23 protein-coding genes are annotated in these 26,030 nt (G+C 66.3%); 13 read left to right on the top strand and 10 right to left on the bottom strand.

Features of this window, described 5'->3' with window-relative positions; translation table 11 throughout:
- Window position 1: 1 nt before the first annotated feature.
- The 3 genes from infB to nusA form a co-directional block, all read right to left on the bottom strand.
- A complete protein-coding gene (gene infB, locus HPY83_01565; GenBank protein ID NPV06633.1) occupies window positions 2-1,948 on the bottom strand; it encodes a translation initiation factor IF-2 in 1,947 nt (648 codons plus the stop codon).
- Between the two features lie 99 nt (window positions 1,949-2,047).
- Complete coding sequence (locus tag HPY83_01570; protein NPV06634.1) at window positions 2,048-2,356, bottom strand: YlxR family protein; 309 nt, start codon at window positions 2,354-2,356, stop codon at window positions 2,048-2,050.
- A 19-nt stretch (window positions 2,357-2,375) separates the two neighbouring features.
- The gene (nusA, locus tag HPY83_01575) at window positions 2,376-3,584 is read right to left on the bottom strand and encodes a transcription termination/antitermination protein NusA (GenBank protein NPV06635.1); all 1,209 of its coding nucleotides are present in this window, start codon (window positions 3,582-3,584) and stop codon (window positions 2,376-2,378) included.
- A gap of 490 nt (window positions 3,585-4,074) precedes the next feature.
- On the opposite strand from nusA, the gene trxA reads away from it, so the two are divergent.
- Entirely contained in the window at window positions 4,075-4,398 is a 324-nt protein-coding gene (gene trxA / locus HPY83_01580) for a thioredoxin (protein NPV06636.1), read from the top strand.
- An 82-nt stretch (window positions 4,399-4,480) separates the two neighbouring features.
- Here the strand turns inward: trxA and HPY83_01585 are convergent, their stop codons facing one another.
- Together HPY83_01585 and HPY83_01590 are read right to left on the bottom strand one after the other, a co-directional pair.
- Window positions 4,481-4,801 carry a hypothetical protein gene (locus HPY83_01585; GenBank protein ID NPV06637.1) on the bottom strand — a complete coding sequence of 107 codons (321 nt, stop codon included), beginning with the start codon at window positions 4,799-4,801 and terminating at the stop codon, window positions 4,481-4,483.
- Window positions 4,802-4,806: 5 nt separating this feature from the next.
- Window positions 4,807-5,265, bottom strand: coding sequence for a 50S ribosomal protein L9 (locus HPY83_01590; GenBank protein NPV06638.1), 459 nt, complete (start codon window positions 5,263-5,265; stop codon window positions 4,807-4,809).
- On the opposite strand from HPY83_01590, the gene HPY83_01595 reads away from it, so the two are divergent.
- Window positions 5,264-5,443 (top strand): hypothetical protein, encoded by a 180-nt coding sequence (locus HPY83_01595; GenBank protein NPV06639.1) that lies wholly within the window; start codon window positions 5,264-5,266, stop codon window positions 5,441-5,443. The genes HPY83_01590 and HPY83_01595 overlap by 2 nt on opposite strands.
- 346 nt (window positions 5,444-5,789) lie before the next feature.
- Here the strand turns inward: HPY83_01595 and HPY83_01600 are convergent, their stop codons facing one another.
- On the bottom strand, window positions 5,790-6,080 hold the full coding sequence (locus HPY83_01600; GenBank protein ID NPV06640.1) for a hypothetical protein: 291 nt from the start codon (window positions 6,078-6,080) through the stop codon (window positions 5,790-5,792).
- A gap of 365 nt (window positions 6,081-6,445) precedes the next feature.
- On the opposite strand from HPY83_01600, the gene HPY83_01605 reads away from it, so the two are divergent.
- Window positions 6,446-9,205 carry a hypothetical protein gene (locus HPY83_01605; protein ID NPV06641.1) on the top strand — a complete coding sequence of 920 codons (2,760 nt, stop codon included), beginning with the start codon at window positions 6,446-6,448 and terminating at the stop codon, window positions 9,203-9,205.
- Window positions 9,206-9,250: 45 nt separating this feature from the next.
- On the opposite strand, the gene HPY83_01610 is transcribed toward HPY83_01605, so the two are convergent.
- The 3 genes from HPY83_01610 to HPY83_01620 all read right to left on the bottom strand — a co-directional run bounded on the left by HPY83_01610 (window position 9,251) and on the right by HPY83_01620 (window position 12,004).
- Window positions 9,251-9,787, bottom strand: a complete 537-nt coding sequence (locus HPY83_01610) for a nitroreductase (GenBank protein ID NPV06642.1) — start codon at window positions 9,785-9,787, stop codon at window positions 9,251-9,253.
- Window positions 9,788-9,878: 91 nt separating this feature from the next.
- On the bottom strand, window positions 9,879-10,976 hold the full coding sequence (locus HPY83_01615) for an NADH:flavin oxidoreductase (protein ID NPV06643.1): 1,098 nt from the start codon (window positions 10,974-10,976) through the stop codon (window positions 9,879-9,881).
- An 11-nt stretch (window positions 10,977-10,987) separates the two neighbouring features.
- Window positions 10,988-12,004, bottom strand: a complete 1,017-nt coding sequence (locus tag HPY83_01620; GenBank protein ID NPV06644.1) for a zinc-dependent alcohol dehydrogenase family protein — start codon at window positions 12,002-12,004, stop codon at window positions 10,988-10,990.
- Window positions 12,005-12,189: 185 nt separating this feature from the next.
- Between HPY83_01620 and HPY83_01625 the strand changes: the two genes are divergently transcribed.
- The 10 genes from HPY83_01625 (at window position 12,190) to HPY83_01670 (ending at window position 24,653) form a co-directional block, all read left to right on the top strand.
- The gene (locus tag HPY83_01625; protein NPV06645.1) at window positions 12,190-13,875 is read left to right on the top strand and encodes a polysaccharide biosynthesis tyrosine autokinase; all 1,686 of its coding nucleotides are present in this window, start codon (window positions 12,190-12,192) and stop codon (window positions 13,873-13,875) included.
- Window positions 13,872-15,047, top strand: a complete 1,176-nt coding sequence (locus HPY83_01630; GenBank protein ID NPV06646.1) for a hypothetical protein — start codon at window positions 13,872-13,874, stop codon at window positions 15,045-15,047. The genes HPY83_01625 and HPY83_01630 overlap by 4 nt, the downstream gene beginning before the upstream one ends.
- A gap of 4 nt (window positions 15,048-15,051) precedes the next feature.
- Window positions 15,052-16,086 carry a hypothetical protein gene (locus HPY83_01635; protein NPV06647.1) on the top strand — a complete coding sequence of 345 codons (1,035 nt, stop codon included), beginning with the start codon at window positions 15,052-15,054 and terminating at the stop codon, window positions 16,084-16,086.
- A gap of 36 nt (window positions 16,087-16,122) precedes the next feature.
- Window positions 16,123-17,079, top strand: coding sequence for a fumarylacetoacetate hydrolase family protein (locus HPY83_01640; protein ID NPV06648.1), 957 nt, complete (start codon window positions 16,123-16,125; stop codon window positions 17,077-17,079).
- A 234-nt stretch (window positions 17,080-17,313) separates the two neighbouring features.
- Window positions 17,314-18,687: a ribosome biogenesis GTPase Der gene (gene der, locus HPY83_01645; protein ID NPV06649.1), complete on the top strand. Its 1,374-nt coding sequence runs from the start codon at window positions 17,314-17,316 to the stop codon at window positions 18,685-18,687.
- Complete coding sequence (locus HPY83_01650; GenBank protein ID NPV06650.1) at window positions 18,662-19,735, top strand: methyltransferase; 1,074 nt, start codon at window positions 18,662-18,664, stop codon at window positions 19,733-19,735. The genes der and HPY83_01650 overlap by 26 nt, the downstream gene beginning before the upstream one ends.
- Window positions 19,736-19,737: 2 nt before the next feature.
- Window positions 19,738-20,553 carry an HAD-IIA family hydrolase gene (locus tag HPY83_01655; protein ID NPV06651.1) on the top strand — a complete coding sequence of 272 codons (816 nt, stop codon included), beginning with the start codon at window positions 19,738-19,740 and terminating at the stop codon, window positions 20,551-20,553.
- The gene (rlmN, locus tag HPY83_01660; GenBank protein NPV06652.1) at window positions 20,550-21,692 is read left to right on the top strand and encodes a 23S rRNA (adenine(2503)-C(2))-methyltransferase RlmN; all 1,143 of its coding nucleotides are present in this window, start codon (window positions 20,550-20,552) and stop codon (window positions 21,690-21,692) included. Before HPY83_01655 ends, rlmN begins: the two co-directional genes overlap by 4 nt.
- 68 nt (window positions 21,693-21,760) lie before the next feature.
- Window positions 21,761-23,161 carry an MATE family efflux transporter gene (locus tag HPY83_01665; GenBank protein ID NPV06653.1) on the top strand — a complete coding sequence of 467 codons (1,401 nt, stop codon included), beginning with the start codon at window positions 21,761-21,763 and terminating at the stop codon, window positions 23,159-23,161.
- Window positions 23,162-23,237: 76 nt separating this feature from the next.
- A complete protein-coding gene (locus tag HPY83_01670; protein ID NPV06654.1) occupies window positions 23,238-24,653 on the top strand; it encodes an MATE family efflux transporter in 1,416 nt (471 codons plus the stop codon).
- Between the two features lie 31 nt (window positions 24,654-24,684).
- Here the strand turns inward: HPY83_01670 and HPY83_01675 are convergent, their stop codons facing one another.
- Entirely contained in the window at window positions 24,685-25,920 is a 1,236-nt protein-coding gene (locus HPY83_01675; GenBank protein NPV06655.1) for an MFS transporter, read from the bottom strand.
- Between the last annotated feature and the right edge of the window lie 110 nt (window positions 25,921-26,030).

Here is a 26,030-nt window from a genome sequence, read left to right on the forward strand (position 1 = left end):
CTTACTGAGCCTGCCTCATTACGAATGCCTCCAGCACGTCGCCCTCCCGCAAGTCGCTGAAGCCATCCAGGCCCACGCCGCATTCGAAGCCTTCCCGCACTTCGCGGACGTCCTCGGTGAAGCGGCGCAGCGAGGCCACACCGCCCTCCCAGATGGCCTCCCCACCTCGGATGACCCTGACCTGGGCGTTGCGCGTCAGTCGGCCCGAGGTCACGTAGCACCCGGCGATGGTGCCACTGCGCACCTGGAACACCTGGCGCACTTCGGCTTGCCCTATTGTCACTGCTTCGTAGGTGGGCTCCGCCATGCCGGCTAGAAGCCTCTCGACGTCCTCGATGAGGTGGTAGATGATGTCGTAGGTACGGATCTCCACCCCTTCGCCCTCAGCTACCCTTCTAGCTGTCCCGTCCACCGCCACGTTGAAGCCAATGATGATGGCGTCGCTGGCGATGGCCAGGTTCACATCCGACTCGCCCACGCTTCCAGTCGAAGCGTGCAAGACCCGCACCCTACGGCCATCGCGCTCCAGTCGTTCCAGCGAGGACACCACCGGCTCGATACTGCCCTGGGCATCCGTCTTCACGATGAGGTTCAGTTCCTCGGTCTCACCCGCCTGCAACCGGTCCAGGAGGTCCTCGAGGCTGACGGGCCGGCGCTCCCTCCGGGCGGACTCGGCCGCTTCTTCTCGCTCGGCCACCAGCTCCTTCGCCTCTCGGTCCGATCCTACCGTCTGGAATATGCTCCCCGCTGGTGGCACGTCGCTGAGGCCCATGACTTGCACCGGTGTGGCCGGAGGAGCGACTCTTATCTGGTTGCCGTTCTCGTCGAACATGGCCCGTACCCGGCCCCAGATGGTCCCCACCACCACGACATCGCCGCGGTGAAGCGTTCCATTCTGGACCAACAAGGTGGCGAGTGGCCCTCGCGACCGATCAACCGTGGACTCAATGACAGTGCCGGACGCAGGTGCATCGGGATTGGCGCGGCAGTTGAGCGCCTCGGCCTGTAGGGTGATGGCCTCCAGGAGCTCGTCTATCCCCTCTCCTCGCAGGGCAGAGACCTCCACCAGAAGGGTGTCGCCCCCCCACTCGTCGGGAGCCAGGCCGATCTCTGCCAGTTGCTGCTTCACCCGGTCCGGGTTGGCTCCCGGCAGATCCACTTTGTTTAGCGCCACCACAATGGGCACCTGGGCCGCTCGGGCGTGATCGATGGCCTCCCGGGTCTGAGGCATGACTCCATCGTCCGCCGCTACCACAAGCACGGCCAGGTCCGTCGCCTGCGCTCCTCGAGCGCGCATGGCGGTGAAAGCCTCGTGGCCGGGTGTGTCTATGAACGTGATCTTGCTTCCGCCATGCTCCACTTGATAGGCGCCGATCCGCTGAGTGATACCACCAGCTTCGGAGGCGACCACGTTAGTCTGACGGATGGCATCGAGCAGAGTGGTCTTGCCGTGGTCTACATGCCCGAGTACGGTCACGATGGGCGGCCTCGGCCGCAGGTTCGCCTCGTCTTCACCGGCGCAGAAGTCGAACTTGGTGCTCTTGGGCCGGACAGGAGCTTCTACTCCCTCCTCGACGGGCTCTTCCTCCGGCTCCTCCTCCCTCGCCTCGAAGCCCATCTCTGCCGCCACCACGGCGGCGGTATCGAAGTCTATGGGCTGGTTGATGTTGGCGAGGACGCCATTGGCCATCAGCACCTTTATGACGTCTATGGGGCTGGCCTTGAGCAGATTGGCCAGCTCCCGCACCGTGAGGCTGTCGGGGATTACGACCTGGGGGCTGACGACTTCCACCGGCCCGGACCGCTGTTCCCCTCCCGGCTCCGGCCGGCGGCTGCGCGGCCGGCGACGCGGCCGTGCCTTGGCCCTTTCCTCTTCCTCTGGTTCAGCGCCGCTAATGGCGTCGCTCACGTGCGGAGCACGCGGCGACGCAACCAGCCCGCGGCTCATATCCGGCCGGGCCGCCTTCGCGGCAGTCTTGGCTCTCCTGAGTACCTCGGGTTTCCTCATACACGTCCTCCGACGCCACTCCACTGGAACGGCAACACACTACCCGTCTTCCCTGCTCAGAGCCGAGGATCTCTCGGAAGCAAGCGTCGCCAACTGGTCCGTCAGCCGCTCCCAGTCGGCCTCCCCCAAGCTAACCTGCAGCGCGCGAGACACTGCCTGACGCGCCCGTCTGCTACCGAAGCACTCCTGACGGACACACAAGTACGCCCCTCGGCCCGAAAGCTTTCCCCTGGGATCCAGGGTAACAGCCCCTTCCGGAGTTCGCACAATCCGCATAAGGGCTCTCTTGGGCAGCACGGCCCGGCAGACTACGCACGTTCGCTGTGGCACTCTCCGCTGGCGCGGCATGGCCTACTCACCTGGTCTCTCAAGCCTCATCGGCCGGTGACTCTTCCTCGCCCTCCGTGCCGGCCCCTGCACGAGGCTCCGGGCTCTTTGACTCCCTTGGCCCAGGAACTCCCCGCAGCAGCGCCTCCGCCGCACGCAGAAGGTCCTCCTCGCTCTCCGGCTCCTCCTCCAGTCCGATGGAGCGGAAGGCTTCCACCGCAGCAGCCGAGGCCGGCTTTATGTCAATGCGCCAACCAGTGAGGCGGGCAGCCAGTCGGGCGTTCTGCCCTTCCTTGCCGATGGCCAGGGACAGCTGGCGATCCGGCACGATCACTGTGGCCGTTCGACCGTCCTCGCGCTCCTCGAGAATCACGTTCAGCACCTTAGCTGGGCTCAGAGCGTTGGCGATGAAGGTAGCGGCGTCCGGGCTCCACTCGATCACGTCTATCTTCTCGCCCCCCAGCTCGTTCACGATGCTCTGGATGCGCATACCTCGCATGCCCACGCAGCAACCCACCGGGTCCACACCCGCCTGAGTGGCAGCCACGGCCACCTTCGACCGGCTGCCAGCCTCTCGGGCTATGGCCTTGATCTCCACCGCGCCGCTATGGATCTCAGGCACCTCTAGCTCCAGCAGGCGGCGAAGCATATCCTTGTGCGCCCGGGACACGATGATCTCCGGGCCGCGACTGGTATCCTTCACCCCGAGCACGTACACCCGCACCCGGTTGTGCGGGCGCAGGTGCTCGCCACGAATCTGTTCCGATGGGGGCATGATGGCCTCGGCCCGTCCAAGGTTCAGCGTGACCCCGTGTGGGCCCACGCTCTGCACCGTGGCGCTGGAAATCTCGTTCTTGCGATCGGCGAACTCGTCATACAGCGCGTTCCGCTCCGCCTCTCGGATTCGCTGCATGATCACCTGCTTGGCCGTCTGGGCAGCGATCCGGCCAAAGTCTTTCGGGGTGGTTTCCTGCTCCACCACGTCGCCGATGGCCGCGTCGGGCTTGATCCGCCGCGCTTCCTCCAGCGATATCTCCGCGTCAGGGTTCCCTACCTCGCTCACCACCGTCTTGGCCGTGTAGAGGTGAGCCTGTCCGGTCTCGGGGTCAATCCACGCCCGGACCTCGCCCCCATGGTCTTTCCGGTAAGCGGATACCAGGGCGGCTCCGATGGCGTCCATGATTACCTCGCGCGGCAGTTGCCTCTCCGCACAGAGCTCGTTTATCGCTAGCATGAATTCGCTTTTCATCTTCCGCTCTGTCCTCCGATGCAAACACCCCTACAACAGAAGAAGTGGGTTGAGGCCCACTTCCCCGGCGATCCTATACAGAACACATTCTAACATATCGGCCACTAGGCCGCAAAGCCAGACCGCCGGCGCCGCCTCTGGCGCCAACCATGCTCACTCGCTCCTCTTCGCCACCCGAGCCCGTGCCACTCAAGGCAACGAGCTCACGATCAGAGAGAAGACGCCTGAACCGTAGAATCGCCCAGGTCTCTCGCAGACCTCATGGGGATCCAGCCGCCGCGACAAGACGAAGCCGGCCTCGGGCGACTGGCATGGCAACCTAGCGCGCCTCCGTAGGCTCGCTCACCCATTGTCCCGCCGTCGTCGCAGCCCGTCCCCCGATCCTGAGTCATTGCCACTCAGGCTCTTCGTTGACACCAGGCCGCTAGGCTGGTATCCTCTGCCATACTCCATCCGAGCTTGACAAGTCGTGGTCCGTGGGAGAGATGGAATGGCAAAACCGGTTGACGTTACTGATGCTAGTTTCGCCCAAGACGTGGAGAAGTCGGAGCAGCCCGTCCTGGTGGACTTCTGGGCCCCTTGGTGCGGTCCCTGCCTGATGCTAGCGCCCACCGTGGAGCAGATCGCCCAGGAGCAGGAAGGCCGGCTCAAGGTAGTCAAGCTGAATGTGGACGAGAACCCTCAGACAGCTACCCGCTTCCGGGTCATGAGCATCCCCACTCTGGTTCTCTTCAAGGATGGCCAGCCAGTGGAGCGCTTGGTGGGCGCGATGCCTAAGTCCGGCATCCTGTCCCAACTGCAGAAGCACCTCTAGCCGGGGCCAGCCTGAGACTACGACGGGGGCACCCATCAGGTGCCCCCGTTCTGCGTCGCCGATACGGCTCCCCGCTAGGTCGTCACACCGATTCGTCGAACAGAGATCGCATGTCGCCGGTGAAGTCCAGTAGCAGCGAGTGAAAGTCTAGCACGTCGTCCTCGCTCAGGCACGGGAGGGCATGCGGTTCCTGAACCGATTCCTGAACCACTACCATGACCATGGCCTGGGTATCACACCCGGGACACACCGCCATGAGCATCCAGACATTGTCGTTGTTCTCTACGATTGCCACGTCCTCGTGTCGGTAGCGCGCCCCGCATGCCCCACACCGGATGTTCTGCATCACCTGACGAAGGATGAAGCGCCTGATGCTGCCTTCCTCAGGTCGGTAAGAAGACATCGGCCCTAGCCCTCCTGGTCCTCCCTCTCCACCACCACTCGTACGTGAGCCACCACCGACTGAGCCAGACGGATCTCCACCTCGCGCTCCCCCAACTCGCGGATGGGATCCGGAAGAGAGACGCGTCGCCGGTCCACCTCTACTCGGTGCTGTTCCATCAGCTTCTCGGCGATGTCGGCCGCGGTGACCGAGCCGTACAGCTTGCCCTGATCGCCCGCGCGTGCCGTAACCGTCACCACCAGTCCCTCTAGCCGACCGGCCTGAGCCTGGGCCTCGCGCTGCTCCCGCTCCAACTGGCGCTGCCGCGCCTCTCGGATCTCCTCAGCCTGCCGGCGAGCGCCCTCGTCCAGCGGTATCGCCAGCTTCCTCGGTAGGAGGTAGTTGCGGGCATACCCATCGGCAACACGGACCTCGTCGCCTGCGCGGCCCAGCTTGGGCACATCCTTCAGGAGAAGAACTTCCATGAGTATAGCTGCCTCGCCAACCGGATTGGGCGCCATCATACACAACCCACCGCACCCCGACAAGTCCACCACCGGACTGGCCAGCGCCCTCGTCCTGGCCAGATACCGCAACTGGCAAGGCGGGGCAGGCAGCCACCGGAGCACCCGCCGAGACCCGGCCGCCCAGATGCAGGCCTGAGAGGCGGAGACCCCGCAAGCCGGTCCACACCGGGAGCGCGGGCCGCATCCACGCCGCCTTCCCAGTCCGGTTGCCCCACTCAGCCACCCACGTCCACCCCTCACAGCCTACCACCTGCAACCTGTCCCCCGTAACCTGTAACCTACCCGGCTTTGGCCCCCGGCCCCGTCGTGCTATAATCCCATCCCGTCATCACCTGCCTGGGGAGGCATCTGCTCATGAGTCCCTCTTCTGCCCCAACCCGACTGGCTCTGCTTCTGAGTGGGGCGGCTATCCTCGCGAGTTGCAGTGTAGGTACCGCGGCGCCTCCTCCAACGCCGACACCCACCAAGACACCCAAGCCAACCTACACCGCTACTACCACCGCCACCGCCACCCCCGCCCAGCCGTCCACGGCCACCGCCACCCCGGCGCCAGAAGTGCCGCCCACGGACACGGTCACGGCTACTCCCGCTGTGCCGCCCACCGAGACCGATACGCCCACGCCCGAGCCCACCGACACCCCGTCCGTGCCACCTACGGCAACCTTCACCCCGGGGCCGCCGCCCCCCACCAACACACCGGCCCCGCCGCCGACGCCCACGCCTATGCCCTTCCAGTACACCGGCCAGGTGATCTGGGATGAAGGAAGCGCCAACTGCGCCTTCCTCGAAATCCGCTCCGCTAGCGTGATCACCGACACGGCTGGCAACCCAGTCAACGATGTATGCGTATGCGTCAACCTCTTCGACAATATCCTAAAATCGTGGCCCAGTGGCCCGGCAGCACCGAACTACAAGGACCCTGGGCATTACGACATCTCGCCCGTGTTGCCATATCCTGACAACATCTCGGTCAATGCGTACGTCTGCGACTGCTCTTCCGGAGCGCCCGCCAACAGCCAGCAGGTCCAGATACAGTTCGAGTCCCAGAACTGCTCCCCGGGGCAAGGCGGGCACCAGTCGGCAATCGTAAACTGGACCAAGCACTGGTAAGGCGCTCAGACCAGGCGGGAGGCCGCCGGTGCGCGCCGCTATCGGCGTGACCAGCAGGAGTCGTGCCATCGCGGCAGCGGTCCTTGTGATCGCTGCCGCGATTCGCTCCCTGGAGCTGGGCTTACAGCCGCTGTGGTGGGACGAGGGCTGGAGCGTGTACTTCGCCAGCCTTCCGGTGGCGGACATGCTGGAGGCCACCGCCGCCGATATCCACCCACCGCTCTACTACCTGGTCCTGCATGGATGGACTGCTGCCTTCGGCTTCTCCCCTGTGGCCCTGAGGTCCCTGTCGGTGACGGCGGGGCTGGTCGTGGTGCTGGCAGGCTGGCGTCTGGGTCACCGGCTGTTCGGGCCCAGGGTTGGGCTGGTGGCGGCTTTCCTGCTAGCCCTTTCGCCGCTTCAGGTCTTCTACGCCCAGGAAGCGCGCATGTATTCGCTGGTTACCGCCCTCGGGCTGCTGTCGTGGCTGGCCTTGGTCGAAAGCGATGTCTCCGCCGCGCACATCCAGGACGCCTCTCAAATACGGAAGCTATGGTTGGCAGCCTACGTGCTGTCCGCCACGCTGGCACTATACGCTGAGTACTACGCCGTCCTGCTGTGGCTCGGCCAGGCGGCATACGTTGTCGTGGCCTGCTGGAGGGAGCCAGCAGCTCGGCCGCGGCGCCTGGCTCCGCTGGCAGTACCCCCGTTGCTCTTCGTGCCCTGGCTGGCCTTCGCGGCCCCCCGCCTTCTGCAGTACGTGACCGAAAAGCAGGCCATAGAAGGGTACCGAGCCCTTGGGCCCCTTGCCTTCGCCTGGGATCACCTCTCCGCTTTCGCCTCTGGCCACGTCCTCTCCCCGGATCTCACCGCCCTGGCGATCCCCTCCTCCCTGGCGTTCGGGGCGCTGGCCCTCGTCGGATGGCGACGGCCGCGCGGGCAGCCGGCTCCCTCCACCGTGCTGGCCGCCTACGGCTTGCTGCCCCTGGGGGTGGGGTACCTCCTTCACCTGCTCTTCCCCTTCACCCCCCGGTTTTACGAGCGTATCCTGCTGCCGTTCTCGCCGCCCCTGTACCTAGCGGCGGCCGGCGGCCTGACGCAGCTTGCCCGCGGAGGAACCCGATGGCGCGCGGCTCGCAGCGCCCTGGCCGCCACGGCCGCGCTCCTTCCTACCCTCAACTTGCTTCCCCTGTGGACGGTGCCCCGCACCCAGGGGAGCGACTACCGCCCGCTCTTCGACATCATCCGGCGCTCGGGCTCGGCCCGCGACGTCATCCTATGCGTTCACCCGTGGCAGTACGGCTACGCCATCGCCTATCTACCGCCTCGCCTCCGCCACCCGGTGCTGGTGCCCACCGACCCCTGGGCCGATCCCGACATCCGCGCCCGGTCTCTGGCGGAGCTTCTGGCGGGGAGCCGCATCCTATGGTTCCCCAGCCACGAATCGCTCGGGCGCATTCTGGAATCCGACATCGCGGCCGACCTGAACCGCACCGCCGCCCAGGCCTACGCCGGCTGGCTAGACGGCGAGACCCTCCTGCTCGCCTACGCCGAGGCGGGATCGCAGCTGGCGCAAGGAGCCTCCGGGGCAATTCGCGACGGGCCCGTCCTGGCCCGGTCCAGCCTGTCCCGCCAGGCCCAGGCCGGCTCGGGGACCGTGATGGTAGAGCTGGACTGGGCCCCCACTGCTCCTCTCGGTGGGGTCGAGGCAAGCCTTCGCCTGGTGGATCACCTCGGACGGGTCTGGGCCTCCCAGGACTTCGTTCCGACGTACGCCCGTCAGCGCCGGGCGCTTCTAGTGCCCTGGGGGACACCAGCCACTGCCCTGTCGCTCGCCCTAACGATCTCCCGTGATGGGATCGAGCTGGAGCCCGAGTCGTCCCGACCGGGCGATCGCTCCCTCGTGCTCGGTACTGTCCAGATCACGCCCTCCGAGGAACCGCCACCCCCGCTGTCCGATCTGGGAGCCCAACCACTCGACGTGCCATTTGCAGAAGCGATTGTCCTGAGAGGACGGGGAGACTGGCCGACCTTCGTGCCTCAAGGAGGCGAACTCCCCATCGACCTCTGGTGGACTGCCATCGGACCTGTCGAGCGCGAACCGGTCCTGTTTGTGCAGGCTCTCAGTCGAGATGGACGGGTGATCGCAGCCGCGGAGAGGAGAATCACCAATGGGCTGTGGCCTCCAACGCACTGGCCCTCGGGAGTGCTGGTCAGGGATCCGCAGCCGCTCCTGTTCCCGGCAGACGCCCCGTCCGGGCAGTTGACTCTGGTAGCGGGCCTGCTCGACCCCGAGTCCCGCCAGCGGCTGCCCGCGGGCTCCTCGGACGTGGTCATGCTGGGCGAACTCGAGGTAGTAGCTGTCGAACGGGACTTCAGGGCCCCGAAGATGCCGAATGCCACCTCGGTCGCCTTTGGCGACCTGGCCACCTTGGTCGGCTTCGAGCTGACGCCGTGCCCGGACCTGAGTCCGGAGTGTCTAGCGGGCCATGACGAGATGGAGGTACGCCTCGCTTGGCGCGCCGAGCGAACCACGGGCACTCGCTACCGCTCCTTCGTCCACCTCACCTGTGACGAAGAGATCCGAGCCCAGTCGGACCTGGAGCCAGGCGCGCAGCCAACCACCGCCTGGCTGCCGGGCCAGTACGTGGACGACCGGCACCGGCTCCTCCTGGGAGGGGTCGGCACCTGCCCGGTCGGTCTGAAGATCCAGGTTGGCCTCTACGACCCGGTAACGGGAACACGCCTCGAGCCCGCGTCGATGGCGGCTGAGCAGGGCAAGCTGCCACTGGAGAGCAGGGGCCAGTAGCGACCCTGAGCCGCCTCGAGCTCTGGCGTCCTGCGGCTCCCGGGCCTAGCTCAACACGAGCCCCCGCTCGTAGGTCTCCTCACCAAAGACCTGGGCGAAGTCCTTCCTCGCTCTAGCCGCGGGCCGGTCGCCCTTGGGGACGCCAATCGGGGTGATGGCAACCACCTTGGCCTCGGCCGGGATGCCGAGCAGTTCCTTCACCCTGTCCTCATTGAACGCACCGATCCAGCAGGTCCCGTATCCGAAGCTGGTCGCGGCCACGACCAGGTTCTGCATGGCGATGGCGACATCGACCGCGTACCACTTGGGGCTAACCGAGGGGAGCCCGACGCCTACCACCAACACCGCGGCATCCGCCAGCCACATCTGACCGTTGCAGGCCTCGGCCAGGGCTCGCCTCCGGTCCGGGTCCCGCACCACTACGAAGCGCCACGGCTGTCGGTTTGCTGCCGAGGGCGCCTGCCGCGCTGCCTCCAGAATCCGGGCCAGGACGGCGTCCTGTATTGGCTCGGCAGCATAGGACCGCACGCTGCGTCGCCCCAGCAGTACCTCCTCCACTACCTCGTAAGCCGGCTGGCACATGGTTCTCTCCTCCGTCGTCTTCCGTAATGGGCGTGATGTACTGAACGGGCGACACGTGATGCCTGACTGGCCATGTATCGCACCCCCCTTCTCACCACTTGCCACTCACCAGGCTTCCGTTCGCCCAGCAGCGAGTCGGCTCCTGGTTGTTCTTGCTGCACAGGTTGCACGAGACACATGCCGCCCGGACTGACTCCCCCCGAGCCAGCTTGAGGGGCAGGTCGGGCTCCCGTATGAGAGGCCGAGACAGGCTGATCAGGTCCGCCGCTCCCTCGTCCAGCGCCCCTTGCATCACAGCCAGCGATCGGAACCCGCCCACCAGGGCCAGTGGAAGGTCGGTCCGCCGCCTGGCCTCCCGTGCCCAAGGCAGGAAGTAGGCCTCATCCTCCGGGCGACGGATCCCCTCCCGCGCGTTCCCCGCGCCGGCACCGCCACTGATCTCCACCAGGTCCAGGCCCATCTCGGCAAGCTGCTCCACCACTGCCAGACCTTCCTCCAGCAGCAGCCCCCCTGGGATGAAATCCGCCAGCCCTAGCTTGATCAAGACGGGGTAGCCGGCGCCAACCTGAGCTCGGACCGCGTGCGCCACCTCACGCAGGAATCGCGACCGGATCTGGAGGCTGCCGCCCCATTCGTCGTTCCGGCGGTTGGCGTGGGGCGAGAGGAACTGGCCGATGAGATAGCCATGGGCGCCGTGGATCTGGACGGCATCGAAACCGGCCTCCTTCACTCGACGGGCTGCTTGGGCGTAGGCATCGATCAGCTCGGGTATTTCGCTGGCCTCCAGGCCTCGGGCGACGGGCGTCCACTCGGACGGCGCCAGAGTACTAGGCGCAATGGGCTGGCCGCCGATCAGCTCTGGATTCGCCTGCCGCCCGGCGTGATTGATCTGCACCGCCACCCGACTGCCCTCTTCGTGCGCCGCCTGAGCGACGCGGCTGAAGGCCGGCACCTGATCGTCGCGCCAGATCCCCGCCATCCCTCTGCTGGCCTTGCCATCCGGGCGCACGAAGGTATGACCCAGTACGATCAGACCAACGCCTCCCCGCGCCAGGGATGCTATCATGTCGGCCAACTGGGGCAGAGGGGTGCCGTCGGGTTCGGCCAGGCGTTCGGCCGTGGCCGAACGCATCAGACGGTTGCGAAGGCTCATGCCGGCCACGACCACCGGCTCAAGCAGTTCGGGCATCCCATCCTCCCTTAGTCAACCGGGTGAACCATCATCTTCATTCGTCCCGGGAACCGGCCGGGGTCAGCGATAGCGGCGGCGGCATCCTCCAGGCCCACCCGGTGCGATATCAGCGGCTCGACCTGCACCGCGCCATTGGTCAACAGGTCGCGGGCGTAGTAGAAGGTATAGCGCAGGGCAAAGCTACCGTAGATCTCGAGATCCCGCTGATACACGTCGAAAGGCGATACCTGGATGGTGGCCTCCTTGGGGCACACGCCGAAGAACATGATCTTCCCGGTAGGCATCACGTACCTGAAGGTGCTTTCCACCACCTGTGGCACACCGGTTGCATCCACCACTAGGTCGAAGCCCAGCGGAGCCAGCCGCTTGAGCGTAGCATCTTGTTCAGGCCCGGCCCGGACGGTGTGCCGCGCGCCCAGCTTCAGCGCCTGCTCAAGCCGGTCCTCCTCCAGATCCACCACCGTCACCGCGCTCGTGCCACCGCGCGCCAGGAGTTGTGTGTGCAGCAGACCGATGGGCCCGGCCCCAAAGACCAGCGCCTGATCGCCCGCCTGCGGCTTCAGGCGCCGAAGCCCATAGACCACGCACGAGATCGGCTCGATGAACGCCCCTTGCTCAAAGGTCAACGACTCATCTATCCGGTAGAGGTTGGCGCCGGGCACGGCCACGTACTCGGCCAGGCCTCCGGCTCGGGTGACCCCGACCCCGTTCCACCTGAGGCAGTGATTGCCGCGGTCACTCTTGCAGAAGAAGCAGTCGTGGCAGAAGACGCTGGGATCCACCGCCACGCGCGCTCCTGCCTCCCAATCCGTCACCGCGTCGCCCACCTCGGCAACGGTGCCCGCGAACTCATGCCCAGGAATGATGGGATACGAGGACAGGAACTCACCATGATAGATGTGAGCGTCGGTTCCACAGAGGCCACAGGCCTCTACCTTGATCGTAACCTCATTGGGGCCGGGTGCCGGGAACGGCACCTCCCGCACCGAAATCTCGCCCAAGCCGTCAATGACCACCGCTCTCACAGCAAACCTCCCCGCCCGTTCCGGACGCTCGCCGAGGATAGCATAGCAGACCGGCCCGGGCCAGCGGTTGGCCGGTCCAGTGCAGACGTACTCCCGCCGCAACGGCGCGGCGGTCGGTTGCCCAGGCTAAGGTGTGACTCTACAATTGCTCATGTCCTCATATCTGCCCACAGGGGCGCGAAAGTATGAGCCCGAGCTACATTTGGCAAGCTCTCAGACGCAGGGCCTGGCTGTTGGCCCTCACGCTGCTTGTGGGCGCCGCCATCGCACTCTGGTACACCCTGGCTCAGCCGCCCACCTACTCCGCCGAAGCCACCGTCTCTATCGTCAGCACCAATCCTACCGCCGATCCTCAGGTCGCCGTTGAGCTGGCCGATGCCTTGGCGCCCACTCTGGTGGCCTACATGGGCACCCAGACCTTCGCTGGCGAGGTGATCCTGCGTTCGGAACTGACCATGACGCCGGCCGATCTCCTCCGTCACGTGGTGGTCTGGCACGTGCCCGGCACTCACTTGCTGCGCATCCGCGCCTCGTCGCAGTATCCCCAGCAGGCCGAGAGAGTGGCTAACGGAGTGGCCCACACCCTCATTGCACAGACTAGCGGCCCTACCCGGGCTGTCACGGGGGTGCAGCCGGCCTACTCCCAGGAGCTGGCGGGCCTGGCCGCCAGCGCCCGCGACGAGCTCAACTTCTACCTCGACTTGGCCGAGGAGCTGAGGGTACGTCTGGCCGAGTACCGCTCTCAGCCCCCGTCGCCCAGTCGCGACCAGGGCCTGGCCGATTTGTCGGCCCAGCTTCTCTCTGTTCAGGAGACCGTCAACTCGCTTCGCCAATGGCTCCTGCAGCTGAACGGTTCCGGCGCAGCCGAATCCCCCTATGTCGTGTCGGTGCTGGACCCGGCTGCAGTCCCTCTGGCGCCGGTGCCTCGCCCCTTCATGACCAACCTTCTGCTGGGCCTGGGCGTTTCGCTGGTGATAGGGCTGGCCTTAGCTCTAGTTCCCGAGTCGCTAGACTACACCGTGGCCACCCCGGAGGAGCTGGAAGACACTCTGGGGGTTACTGTGCTGGGTGCCGTGGCTCGCATCGGCGGTCAGGACACCGAAGACGACCCTATCGAGCGGCTGGTGGCCCGCAACTACCCTCGCTCGCCGGTGGCCGAGGCTTTCCGCACCCTCAGAACCAACATCCGCTTCGCTCGTCCTGACATGCGCCGTGGCAGTCTTCTCATCACCAGCGCTCAGCCAGGTGAGGGGAAGAGCCTCGTGGCCTCCAACCTGGCCGTCGCCGTAGCCCAGGAAGGCCGGACGGCCATTCTCATCGATGCTGATCTCCGCCGCCCGAGCTTGCATCGCTTCTTCGGCCTGCCCAACCGGGTCGGCTTCACTAGCCTCATCATGGACGAAAACCTGCGCCTGACCGATGCCCTCCACGACACCGATGTTCCCGGTCTGCGTGTCATCACTAGCGGGCCGCTGCCGCCCAATCCGCTGGACATGCTTGCCTCCCAACGGGCTCAGGAGTTGTTGTCCGGAGTGAAAGAGCTGTGCGACATGCTCATCCTAGATAGCCCGCCGGTGTTGTCGGTGACTGATGCGCTTCTGCTGGCCACACACGCCGACGCCGCTCTGCTGGTCACCGCCGCACGCACTACCAGGCGCGACCTGGTGGTCAAGGCGTACCAGACCCTGCGGCGCAGCGCCGTGGACATCATCGGAGCTGTACTCAACAAGGTCCGCCAGTCCGACCTGGGTTACTACTACTCCCACTACTACTACGGCTACTACTACGGCGCTCCCGGAGAAGTCCCCGAGGAGATCCCGGTGGTAGGCCGCATGCACGAACCCGGGGAGAAGGCAGCCCAAAGCCGATGACCGACTTCGAAGCCATGGACTACATCCACTGCCCCTACCTGGGCAAGGCGGATGACCGCAACTCCTTCTATCACCAAGCCACCAGACGGCACCGCTGCTACCGGTGGGAGCAGCCCTTGCTCGTTCGGAGGCAGGATCAGGAGCAGTACTGCCTCTCCTCTCTGCACGTTTCTTGCCCCCGTTTGACAGACGCTTCGGCCTTACCAGTTCCGACGGACCGCGCCCGTCGCCGCCGGCGCCGTTCGCTCCGCATCCTGGGGCTTCCAGCTCGGCGATTCATGGCCTACGTCACGCCCATGGTCTTGCTGTTCGTGGCTGCAGTCGTCGCGGCCGGACTCCTCGTGCGCCATATGATCTCGCCGCCGCTGCCCACTGCCCTGGCCGCTGCCGCGGGCGGAGAGGATGCGTCCACAGCCACCGCTACCGCCACGCTTTTCCCCACCTGGACGGCAACTGCGCCTTCCACTCCGGAGCCAGCCGAGGCCAACCTGCCGCCTTCATCGCCCGCCGCGCCACCGACCAGCACGCCCACCTCGGCAGCCCTCAGCCCTGCCCCGCCCAGTGCCGTCACGGTCCCGGCCTTCACTCCCACCTGGACCGCGGTGCCGACGCGCAGCGTCGCCACCACCACCTTCGAGTCGCCCCTGTTCGAGTCCCCTCTGTCTTCGCCTACGGCTGGCCTGGCTCAGGCCACCCCGGGGCCGGGGGCAGCTGCACGGACGCCGGCGCCTCCGGGGACCTCGGCCGCGGGCACCGACTATCAGGCGCCCACCTACACCCCCTATCCCACCTACACGCCCTATCCCACCCAGCGTCCGCCTTCGCCCTACGACTTCGTCCAGCTGGGGGAGCCGGTCAAGACTCTGCTCCCCGGAGGCGTGGACGTGTGCGCGCGCGTGTTCGGCCGAGTCTTCGATCAGGACGGGAACAACATCACCCCAGGGGTAGCCGTTGCCGTCGACTGGTGGCCCGACAACCGCTTGGTTGTGGGGCAGGAGGGATGGCCACCGATCAATCCGGATGGAACCTACGAGTTCTGCCTCAGCCGGGGGCAGTTCAACCTCTCCGTGGTGGCCCCGAAGACCACGTCCGAGCAGGTGTGGATAGACACGGACGAACCCGACTTCACCGGTCAGGTCGTGATCGAGGTCAACTTCCAGTTGGTGAAGTGAGGCGATGGCCCAGCGAGACTCCCGGTACTGCCCCTATCTCGGGCTCCCACAGGACCACAACTCCTTCTTCGTGTACGCCACGCCTATCCACCGCTGTCACCGTGCTGGGGACCCGCTGCCCATCCACCCTGACGACCAGGAGAGCTACTGCCTCTCACCCAGGCACGTCGAGTGCCCGCGCTTCAATGACCCGGGAGTCCGGCTGCCTGCACCCATCTCGGGGCGCCGCCTGCCCGAGTTGTACGAGCGCTACGGCTGGGAGGCGGCCGTAGTGCCGGAGGAGGGCAGGCGACGTTGGGTTCGCCTCGGCGCGCTGGGGCTGGCTCTCGTCACTCTTCTCTCAGCGGTCATCATAGTCCTCAGCAACCAGGCTCGAATCCGCCAGGCGCTGAGTTCAGGTTGGCAGCCTCCCCAGGGGCCGGGCAGCGTCTCAGGGCTCGACGCCACTCGTCCCCCGGGGATAAGCCTGGCCGGCGGCCGGCCCACCTCCACCTCAACTCCCTTCGCCACCTGGACTCCCACGCCGACGGTAACACCTACGCCGACGGACACCCCGCCGCCTCCCACCGTGACGCCTACTTTCACCATAACGCCTACGCCGACGGACACACCTACCATCACCCCGACGGCCACCGACACTCCTGTGCCCTCTCCGACGCCCACCCCTAAGCCTCAGTACGTGCCTCGCGGGCCCATCCGCTACGAGCCCAATTGCGAGCGCACTGCGGTGCAGGGCTTCGTATATGACGCTTACGGCAATCTCGTCCCCGGCCAGACGCTCAAGCTGTGGAACGACTATGGTTTCGAGAGGGTAGTCAGCTCGGAGGCAGCCGGGGAGGGACACGGCGAGGGATACTATGAGTTCTACCTCTACCCGGGCCCATATGAGAAGACGGAGAGCTTCCACCTGGCCCTGACAGATCAGGCAACCGGGACGATAATATCGCCTCGCCTTACCGTGGAGTTCACTCCCGATCGCTGCCAGCCGGGCGAGGGTGGCCGGCAGGTGGCCATCGTGGACTGGGTGTACAATCCCTGATCCCAGCTCCGCCAATTGCGGCTTAAGGAGGTTATCATGAGACTGTGCCGCATCCGGCCAGTAGGCACTGAGCCCGCCCTGTGTTTCTATTACGACGACTGGGCCGTGCCAGTATCCAACATGCACCTGCTCAACCACATGGCAGCCTACGGGTCGCTGCCGCTGCTACCCGATCCCTCTCGAGAAGTGCTGAGCTACCTGCCTCCTCACTGGGCCAATTACCAGATCCTCCAGCAGCTGGAGCTTCTGGCAGACACCAGTGAGTCAGAGGAGGAACTGCGCATCTCCCTGGACGACGTATGGTTGGATCTGCCGGTGCCCATGCCCCATAAGGTCCTCTGTCTAGCCGGGAACTACGCCGAGCACGTCCAGGAGAGCGGTGGGACGCCAATTGGCAAGGAGCAGACCTTTCCGTTCTTCTTCATGAAGCCGCCGACGACCACAGTGCGGCCGGCCGGGTATGCCATCGCTCTCCCGGCAAACTCCCCCGACCACATAGACTGGGAGGTAGAGCTCACCGTGGTCATCGGGGCCTACGCCAAGGACGTGGACGCAGAAGACGCCAGCGACATCATCGCCGGGTACACCGTAGGGCTGGATATCAGCAACCGCCGGCTCCGGCTGAACCCGAATCGTGTAGAACAGGAACGCACCGCCTTCCACGAGTGGCTGTGCGGCAAGTGGCACGATGGCTTCGCCCCGGTGGGCCCCTGCATCGTCCCCAACGATGGCACCTTCGACCCCACCCAGGCAGACATCTCCCTCTCCGTCAATGGCGAGGTGATGCAACAGAGCAATACGGCCAACATGGTGTTCGACGTGTATGAGATCGTCTCCTATGCCTCCAAGATCATGACCCTCGAGCCGGGCGACCTCATCATGACCGGGACGCCCTCAGGCGTCGGAAGCGCCCGAGGAGTGTTCCTCAAGAGCGGCGATCAACTCGCCGCCCGCATTGACGGTATCGGTACCCTGGAGGCAACCATCAGCTGAGACCAGCACAACTGCTGGATCCCCGGAAGAGCGCCCACCGGCCGGTGGGCGCTTAGCCTTCCTGCGTCGCGCATGGTCCCCCTCGCCATTGCCTAGCGCTTGTCGGCGCCGACCGCCGCCATCAGAACCCACCTCTGGACCTGGCACTTCCCGGCGTCGCTTCCTCGCTCACCGAACAAGACCCCGGACTGCTCCCCCACAGCGCCTGTGGTATACTCGTCGTTTGGTGAGGCAATGGTGAGACCTATCGTGGCTCTAGTGGGACGGCCCAACGTGGGCAAGTCCACCCTGTTCAACCGACTGGTCGGGCGCCGGCAGGCTATCGTCGAGGACACCCCCGGCACCACCCGGGATCGTCTGTACGGCGAGGCCGAGTGGGCCGGCGTCGAGTTCGTGCTGGTTGACACCGGCGGCATGGAGGTCATCCCCGCCTCGGGCGCTGAAGGCCAGTGGCAGCCCCTGGCGGCTGGCTCTGTACCCTACGTCCAGGCCATGAAGGCCCAGGCCGAGATCGCCATCCAAGAGGCCGACCTGGTGGTGCTCGTGGTGGATGCCGCCGCCGGGCTCACCGCCGCCGACGAAGCAGTAGCCGAGATACTCCGCCGCACCGACAAGCCCGTCCTGCTGGCCGCCAACAAGGCCGACAGCCCAGCGGTGAGGCAATCGGCCGCCGAGTTCTACGCCCTCGGCCTGGGTCACCCCTTTCCCGTCTCTGCCATCCACGGCACCGGCACCGGGGATCTGCTGGATGAGATCGTGGCCCGGCTGGCAAGCACGGCTCCCACCGAGGAGGCCGAGGCGGAAGGGATCCAGATCGCTATCGTCGGGCGGCCCAACGTGGGCAAGTCCTCGCTCCTGAACTGCATCCTGGGAGAGGAACGGGTCATCGTCAGCGACATACCCGGAACCACGCGCGACGCCATCGACACCCAGGTTTCCTTCCAGGGCCAGACTCTCACCCTGATAGACACAGCGGGCATACGCCGCCGAGGCAAGGTCGAGCCCGGCATCGAGAAGTACAGCGTCCTCCGAGCCCTGCGCGCTGTCGAGCGGGCCGACGTGGCCTTGCTGCTGCTGGACGCCACCCAGATGGTCACCGCTCAGGATGCTCACGTGGCGGGGTACATCTTGGAGGCCCGCAAGAGCGTGGTCGTAGTAGTCAACAAGTGGGATCTGGCCCCCGCGGGAGAGCAGGCGCGCGCCGATGCTCTACGACAGATTCGGGCCGAGCTTCGCTTCCTCGACTATGCACCCGTTCACTTTGCCTCCGCCCTGACCGGCAAGGGTGTCTTCCAGGCACTGGCGACGGCCGTGGAGGTCTACCAGCAACGGCACCAGCGCGTGCCCACGGCTGCCCTCAACCGGCTCATCCGGGAGGCCGTTACCCGCATCAACCCCCCGTCCAAGGGAGGGCGGCGCCTGCGTATCTACTACGCCACCCAGGCGGACGTGGACCCGCCCACCTTCGTGCTCTTCGTGAACGACCGCCGCCTGGCACATTTTGGCTTCACCCGCTTCATCGAGAACCGCATCCGGGAGCAGTACCCCTTCACTGGCACTCCCATAGTTATCGAGTACCGGCATGACGAGCGAAAAGAGAACCGGTGACCTCGATTACCTGCTCACCATGCCCATGGGCCTGGACGTGGTAGCAGTGGAGGAACTGCCCGCTCGCGCTCCCGGCTCCTCCCTCAGAGCCCGGAGAAGCACCGAGATCCGGGTCTCCTACGCCGGCCCTCCCGCCGACCTGGCCGCCATGCGCTCCATCTCCGACGCCTGGGTCGTGGTCCGGGAGGTTGGCGGCATTGGCCCTTACTACCGAGACCTACGCGCGCTCGCTGCCGCGGTGGCCCGCACCGACCTAGGACCGGCGATAGCCCGCTTGAGGCAGGTTGGGCTCAGCACGCGTCGCCCCCTTACCTTCGGCGTCACCTGCTCCATGCGGGGCCGGCGCGCCTACAGGCGTGCCGATGTGCTTCAGGTCACCCGAGAGGGACTTGCAGCCCATCTCTATCTGCGGCCGGCTCGAGGTTCCTCCCCAGCCCTGCGCTTCTGGCTCCACCTGGAGGGGGAGCAGGCTCGACTCTGCCTGGCCCTCACGTCGCGACCGGTCGGCCTCCGGGAGCGAGCTGTCAGCCTCCCTGCTTCCCTTCCCGGACCCGTCGCCTACGCCATGGCCCACCTGACCAGGCCCCAGGCGCGGGACCTGTTCGTGGATCCGGTCTGCGGCTCGGGCAGCATCCCCCTAGAGAGGGCTGAGAACTGGCGCTACGCCATCATCCTGGCAGGCGATTCGGACCACCAGGCCGTGATGGCCGCTCGTGCCAACTTCGGCCCCCGGCACAAGCCACGGGGCATCCTCCGGTGGGATGCCACGTCGCTCCCTCTCTCTGCCGGTTCCGTGGACGCCATGGCCTGCAACCCGCCCCACGGCATCCGGATGCGGCCGGAGCAGGACCTCGGCACCCTGTACCGCGGCATCCTGGCCGAGGCCGCCCGCGTCCTCTGCCGGGACGGCCGCCTCACCTTCCTTACCCCGTTGCGGGACGTGACGGACGGAGCTCTGAGGGACTTGGCCTGCCTGCGTATCGAGCGCTGTTTCGTGATAGACCTGCTCGGACAGCGACCCTATCTGTACATCATCCGAAGGAGCTGATCTTGCCTCAGTCGTCTCACACCTCCCCGCTGCAGCGCGTCAAAGGCTGGATCATAGACATGGACGGGGTCCTGTACCGCGACACCGAGCCCATCCCCGGAGCTCGCGAGTTGTTGGCCGCCTTCTCGGAGGAGGGCGTGCCCTTCCTGCTGCTCACCAACAACTCGGCGCTTACGCCAGGCCAGTACGCCCGGAAGATCTCCGCCATGGGCATTACCGTGCCCGAGGAGCAGATTCTCACCTCTGCCTTGGCCACCGCCGCCTACCTGGACGAGAACGCCGAACCAGGCTCGCCCGTATACGTGATCGGGTCCGACGGCCTGCTCCAGGCCCTGCGGCGAAGCCGGGTACGGATCACCGAGGACTACCGGGAGGCCCGCTACGTGACCGTCGGGCTCAACCGGAAGCTAACCTTCCAGCACCTCCAGGATGCGACCCTGGCGATTCGCCGGGGCGCTCAGTTCATAGGCACCAACCCCGACCGCACCTTGCCCACCCCGGCAGGCGAGATCCCGGGCAACGGCGCCATACTGGCCGCCCTTCAGGCGGCCACGGACGTCGAACCGCTGGTCATCGGCAAGCCCCAGCCGGGCATCTTCGACTGGGCTCGCTCCCAGCTCGGCCTTCCCGCCCAGGAGGTCGCCTGCCTGGGAGACCGTCTCGAGACTGACGTGTTGGGAGGCCACCGCGCCGGGCTGGTGACCGTATTCGTGCTCTCGGGCGTGAGCACCGAAGAGGACCTGGCCGGTTTCGCACCCAAGCCTGACGCCGTGTTTGCCGATTCCTTCGATCTCTTGCGCGCGTGGAAGGCCCGGTGATCCTGCCTGACCAGGGCACACGACCGAGCGACAGCCAGACCGGGCATCCGGCCAGTTTCTACGATCTGTCCCAGGAAGAACTGCAACCGGTACTCAGGGATCTGCGAGCGCCCCAGTATCGCGTCCGCCAGGTGTGGAGCTGGGCCTACCGGCACCTGGTGTCCGACTTCGAAGCCATGACCAACCTCCCGGCTGCCCTTCGACGGGAGCTGGCCCGGCGTTACACCCTCAGGCCTGCCGAGCTGGTGGACTCCACGGCGGATCAGGCTTCGCGCACCCGCAAGGACTTGCTTCGCCTGCTTGACGGAGAGACCATCGAGACGGTGCTGATGGAGGAGCCTCACGGACATACCGTGTGCGTCTCTACCCAAGTGGGCTGCCCGATGCGCTGCACCATATGCGCCACGGGTCGGGCCGGGTTCCGCCGCAACCTCACTGCCGGCGAGATCGTGTACCAGGTGGTGCACTTCGGTCGGCTCCTGGCCCCGCGCGCGCTCCGGGTCACCAATGTGGTGTTCATGGGCATGGGCGAGCCCCTGCTCAACTACGACGCTACGCTGCTGGCCATCGCTCGGCTGGCCGACCCTTCCGGCCTCTCCATCAGCCCCCAACGCATCACTGTGTCCACCGTCGGCTTCCCCGACCGCATCGTGAGCCTGGCCAGCCAGCCCTATCCGGTGAGGCTGGCCATCTCCCTGCACGGGGCTGACGAGGAGACGCGGCGGGGGCTGATGCCGCTGGCTGGGGACGTACCGCTCCCCCAGCTGATCTCAGCCTGTCAGACCTACGCCCGAGTGCGGCGCCAGCGGATCACTTTCGAGTACGTCATGGTGGCCGGAGTCAACGACTCCGTCGAGCACGCTCGTCGGTTGGTCTCCCTCATCGGGGCGCTTCCCGCCCACGTCAACCTGATTCCCCTGAACCCTGTGCCGGGGTGCGACCTGCGGCCATCTTCACCGGACGCCATCGAGCACTTTCGCAATGTGCTGCGGCGGTCTAGAATACCTTGTACTGTTCGCTATAGCCGCGGGGTCCGCATCCGGGCCGGCTGCGGCCAGCTTCGCTCGCAAGCCAGTGGCAGAGCCAAGAGAAAGGAGAACCTGCCGCGTCGTCCTGGAACACGGCCCAAACGGGAGTAGCATGGCCCGCCGGAGGGCCCACGCGCATTCGGCCGTGGCGTCGGCGCCGACAGGGTGGTACGGCCTAGATGCCCGCACAGACAGAAACTGCTGTGGCCACACCGGTCAGGCCCGCTCGCCGGGTGGCCGTCCCCGAGTCGGCCGACCGGGTCGGGCGCGCGGTTAACTCGCTGGCCTGGCCTGTCATCCTCGAGAACCTCTTTCAGACTGCACTCGGCACCGCCAACATGATGATGGTGGGAAGCCTGGGCGCAGCCGCCATCGCCGGTGTGGGTTCAGCTACCCAGATCGTCTTCGTTCTCCAGGCCGCCTTCGGGGCCGTTACCACCGGCACTACCGTCCTCATCGCCCGAGCCATCGGGGCCCATCAGGACGAGGAAGCCAACCTGATCACCAAGCAGTCCATGGTGCTGGGGCTGATACTGGCAGTTGCCCTGGGCGTGGTCGGGTATTACTACTCGTACCAGCTCATTGCCCTGTTGGGTGCCGAGCCGGAGGTAGTGCGGCTCGGTGGGGGCTATCTGCGGATCACCATGGTCTCCGGGGTGGTGCTGCTGGGCATGTTCGTCATCAGCGGCGCGCTACGTGGGGCGGGGGACACTCGGACCCCCATGGTGGTTACCGGCCTCATCAACCTGGTCAACATCGCCATCTCGTACGTCCTCATCTTCGGCAAGCTGGGGCTGCCCACTCTGGGCGTCGACGGAGCCGCCTGGGGCGCGGCTGTCTCTCGTACCATAGGGACTGCCATCCTGGTGGGGATTCTGGTCCGGGGCAAAGGTGCCCTCAACATTCGCGGCCTTGACGGCTGGCTGCCCCATCCCAGGACGTGCTGGCGCATCACTCGGCTAGGCACGCCCTCTATGATCGAGCAGCTGGCGATGAGCGGCGGCATGCTCATATACGGCGTCATCGCCATCTCGTTGGGCACCACTGTGTATGCTGCCCAGCGCATCACCTTCCAGGCTCTCTCCATCTCCTTCATGCCCGGCATGGGCTTCGCCATGGCCTCCACCGCCATGGTGGGTCAGTGTCTGGGCGCCAAACGACATGACCTGAGCGAGCTCTCGTCCTGGTACGCCGTGAAGATGGCCGTCATCTGGATGAGCACTATGGGCATCGTCATGGCCCTCTTTGGCCATCCCATCATGCGCCTCTTCACCGACGACCTCGAGATGATTCACATGGGCGCCGCCGCACTCAAGGTCATTGCCCTGTCTCAGCCCTTCATGGCGGTCTCCCAGGTCTTGGCGGGGAGCCTCAGGGGAGCGGGCGATACCCGCTTCCCCATGATCAGCACCGCTATGGGAGTGTGGCTCGTCCGTCTGCCACTGGGCTACCTCTTCGGCCCAGTGCTGGGCTGGGGGCTGTCAGGGCTCTACATCTCCAACGTCTTGGACGGCGTCGCCCGCGGAATTGCCCAGTTCCTCCGCTACCGCTCGGGGCGCTGGAGAAGCATCGAGGTCTGACGGCGCTAACTGGGCCTGCGTCTGCCCGCCCGGACAGCGACGCCACTGAACTCCTCGGGATTCCGGAGGCCTAGCTTTGGTCGACCGTACGTCGGTACAAGCGCCGGCACGTCCTGCGGCGGCTGCTCCCCGCCGGCAGATCACAACGGTGGTGCCCGAGTCGGCATCCGGTGTGGCTCGTGCCGTCAACACCCTGGCCTGGCCTATCACCATAGAGAACCTGTTCCAGACGGCGCTGGGGACGGCCAACATGATGATGGCAGGGAGGCTGGGGGCGGAAGCAGTAGCCGGCATCGGTACCTCCACTCAGCTGCTCCTGGTCCTCCAGGCCAGCATCGCGGCCCTCACCACTGGCACCACGGTGCTCGTTGCCCGAGTCATCGGAGCCGGCCGCCCGGAGGAGGCCTCCGACATCACCAAGCAATCGCTGTCGCTGGGAGTCTTGGTCTCGTTGCTCTTCGCCGCCATCGGGTTGTTCCTCTCCGACAGCCTGATCCGGGCCATGGGCGCGGAAGCCGAGGTCGTGACTTTGGGCGCCCGCTACCTTCGCGTCGTCACCGGTGCCAGTGTGTTCCTGGTGACCATGCTCGTGTGCAGCGCCGCCCTCCGGGGATCGGGGGACACGCGTGCGCCCATGAAAGTCACGGGCATGATCAACTTCATCAACGTGGCCGTCTCCTACGTGCTCATCTTCGGCCGCCTGGGGCTCCCCGCTCTGGGAGTGGCCGGGGCGGCCTGGGGCGCCACGGCAGCCCGGGCGGTGGGCACTGCGGTCTTGCTCGCCATCCTGGTCCGGGGCGATCGGGGCGTATCCATTCGGGGGCGGGCCGGCTGGGGCGTCAACCCGGGCATGGTCTGGCGCCTGCTCCGCCTCGGCCTGCCCTCCATGGGGGAGCAGTTCTTCATCAGCGGAGGCAACCTGCTCTACGGCGTGGTGGCCATGAGCCTGGGCACGGTGGTGTACGCCACTCAGCGCATCACCTTCCAGGCCATCTCCCTCGCCTTCCAGCCCGGCATGGGCTTTGCCCTCGGTGCCACCGCCATGGTGAGCCAGTGCCTGGGGGCAGGACGCCCCGATCTGAGCGAGCGGGCCGCCCGGCACGCCACCACTATGGCCGCCCTCTGGATGAGCGGAGCCGGTGGGCTCATGGCACTATTCGGGCGCCAGGTGATGGGCCTGTTCAGCAGCGATGCTGAGATCATCGCCATCGGGTCGAGCGCGTTGATCGTCCTGGCCCTCTCCCAGCCCTTCCAGGCCGTCGCGCAGGTCACCGCGGGAAGCCTAAGGGGCGCGGGAGACACGCGCTTCCCCATGCTTTCCAGCTTCCTGGGCGTCTGGCTGTTTCGGCTGCCCTTCTCGTACCTCTTCGGTCCGGTGCTGGGCTGGGGGCTCCCCGGCATCTACATTGCCAACACCCTCGACGGGGCTGCCCGGGCCACGGCCACGGTGCTGCGCTACCGCACGGGCCGCTGGCGGTTCATCAGAGTGTAGCGGCGCCCTGAGGGAAGGCACCGACCCGGGCCTACCTCCCCGACTTCGAGGGCGCGAACCTTAGAGCAACCAGCACCGCGGCGCCGGTCAGCGCTGCCCCGACAGCGCTGGCACCGTACATCCACCGGGGCCCCACGCTTTGGAACAGCGCCCCCACCGCCAGCGAGCCCAGCAGGCCTCCCACTCCCCACATCGCCATGCTCAGCACTCCCTGGCCCGTGGATCGCAACTCGGTGGGGAAGAGGTTGTCCACCGCCAACACAGCGGCAGTGGTGGTGGCCCCGAATGTCAGTCCGTGCAGCAGCTGGAAGGGCAGCGTCCAGCCAGGTCCGGGCGCCACAGCGTAGGCGAGCCACCTCAACGCCGAGCCGAGCAGCCCCAAGGCTAGCAGCCCCGAGATGCCCATCCGCCCCACCAGCCGCCCGGACAGGCGCAGCACGGTTACCTCCCCCACCAGCCCCAGCGCCCAGGCGATGCTGACCAGAGAGGCACCGGCCCCCATGTCCGTTATGTAAATGGTGTAGAAGGTGTAGTAGCCCGCCGAGGTGATGCGCCAGATCAGAGCTACCAGGAGAAGGGCCGCCAGCCTACGATCGGAGAGGACCTGCCAGGCAGCGCGAAGCGTCAGAGTGCCAGTGCGCAGGCCGGCCTCGCGCAGCCACACCAGAGGCACCAGGCTGAGCACCGTGGGAACACCGTAGGCGGCGAAGATGGCCCCGGTTCCCAGCTCCGACACCAGACGCCCAGCGCTCAGGATGCCGACCGCGAACCCCACCGAGCCCCACATGCGCAAAGGCCCGTACCCCGAGCCCAGACGCTCGCCCTCTTCCAACACAATAGCGGTGCTCAGGGGTCCGCTAGCCAGGGAGAAAGCACTGAAGAGGGCGGACAGAGCCAGCAACGCGGCAAAGCTGCGCCCGATCGAGAGTCCCATGAACGATGCTGCCGCCAGGAGCGAAGTCGCGGCCAGCAAGCCCCGCGCCCGTCGCGAGCGGTCCCCGATAAGCCCCCAGAAGACGGGCATGATCACCGCTAGCGCCGGCCCGACGCCGGTAAGGGTCCCGATGGCCAAGGGCGATAGGCCTCGCTCCTGGAAGTAGAGCTGCAGGTAGGGGGTGTAGGCCCCGGTTCCCACGAAGTGCAGGAGCATGAAGGCCACTACCGGTGCCCAACCGAGGTCGCGCTGGCGAGCCGCCGCTTCGCTCCGGGCTTCGTCCCGGCGCCCTGTCTCAGGCCCAGCGGCCGCTTCCCTTTGGGGGACCGTCATCCCGGCATCAATCCTTTCCCCGGGGCGGGGCGAGCCGCGTTTGCCCTCAGTTGTCGCTCCGGGCTAGAATTGCCGTCTGCTTACGCAATCAGGATCACGCCGTCTCGATT

This window comes from Anaerolineae bacterium, assembly GCA_013178015.1.
Taxonomy (GTDB): Bacteria; Chloroflexota; Anaerolineae; order DRVO01; family DRVO01; genus Ch71.

What these genes read in the sequence shown, in the direction of transcription:
- HPY83_01615 (NPV06643.1), bottom strand. Translation starts at nt 10,976, where the DNA reads ATGCCCGAACTGCTTGAGCCGGTGGTCGTGGCCGGCATGAGCCTTCGC.
- der (NPV06649.1), top strand. Translation starts at nt 17,314, where the DNA reads ATGGTGAGACCTATCGTGGCTCTAGTGGGACGGCCCAACGTGGGCAAG.
- HPY83_01585 (NPV06637.1), bottom strand. Translation starts at nt 4,801, where the DNA reads ATGTCTTCTTACCGACCTGAGGAAGGCAGCATCAGGCGCTTCATCCTT.
- HPY83_01675 (NPV06655.1), bottom strand. Translation starts at nt 25,920, where the DNA reads ATGACGGTCCCCCAAAGGGAAGCGGCCGCTGGGCCTGAGACAGGGCGC.
- HPY83_01610 (NPV06642.1), bottom strand. Translation starts at nt 9,787, where the DNA reads ATGTGCCAGCCGGCTTACGAGGTAGTGGAGGAGGTACTGCTGGGGCGA.
- HPY83_01630 (NPV06646.1), top strand. Translation starts at nt 13,872, where the DNA reads ATGACCGACTTCGAAGCCATGGACTACATCCACTGCCCCTACCTGGGC.
- HPY83_01640 (NPV06648.1), top strand. Translation starts at nt 16,123, where the DNA reads ATGAGACTGTGCCGCATCCGGCCAGTAGGCACTGAGCCCGCCCTGTGT.
- HPY83_01650 (NPV06650.1), top strand. Translation starts at nt 18,662, where the DNA reads ATGACGAGCGAAAAGAGAACCGGTGACCTCGATTACCTGCTCACCATG.
- infB (NPV06633.1), bottom strand. Translation starts at nt 1,948, where the DNA reads ATGAGCCGCGGGCTGGTTGCGTCGCCGCGTGCTCCGCACGTGAGCGAC.
- trxA (NPV06636.1), top strand. Translation starts at nt 4,075, where the DNA reads ATGGCAAAACCGGTTGACGTTACTGATGCTAGTTTCGCCCAAGACGTG.
- nusA (NPV06635.1), bottom strand. Translation starts at nt 3,584, where the DNA reads ATGAAAAGCGAATTCATGCTAGCGATAAACGAGCTCTGTGCGGAGAGG.
- HPY83_01570 (NPV06634.1), bottom strand. Translation starts at nt 2,356, where the DNA reads ATGCCGCGCCAGCGGAGAGTGCCACAGCGAACGTGCGTAGTCTGCCGG.
- HPY83_01595 (NPV06639.1), top strand. Translation starts at nt 5,264, where the DNA reads ATGAGTATAGCTGCCTCGCCAACCGGATTGGGCGCCATCATACACAAC.
- HPY83_01590 (NPV06638.1), bottom strand. Translation starts at nt 5,265, where the DNA reads ATGGAAGTTCTTCTCCTGAAGGATGTGCCCAAGCTGGGCCGCGCAGGC.
- HPY83_01665 (NPV06653.1), top strand. Translation starts at nt 21,761, where the DNA reads ATGCCCGCACAGACAGAAACTGCTGTGGCCACACCGGTCAGGCCCGCT.
- HPY83_01625 (NPV06645.1), top strand. Translation starts at nt 12,190, where the DNA reads ATGAGCCCGAGCTACATTTGGCAAGCTCTCAGACGCAGGGCCTGGCTG.
- HPY83_01635 (NPV06647.1), top strand. Translation starts at nt 15,052, where the DNA reads ATGGCCCAGCGAGACTCCCGGTACTGCCCCTATCTCGGGCTCCCACAG.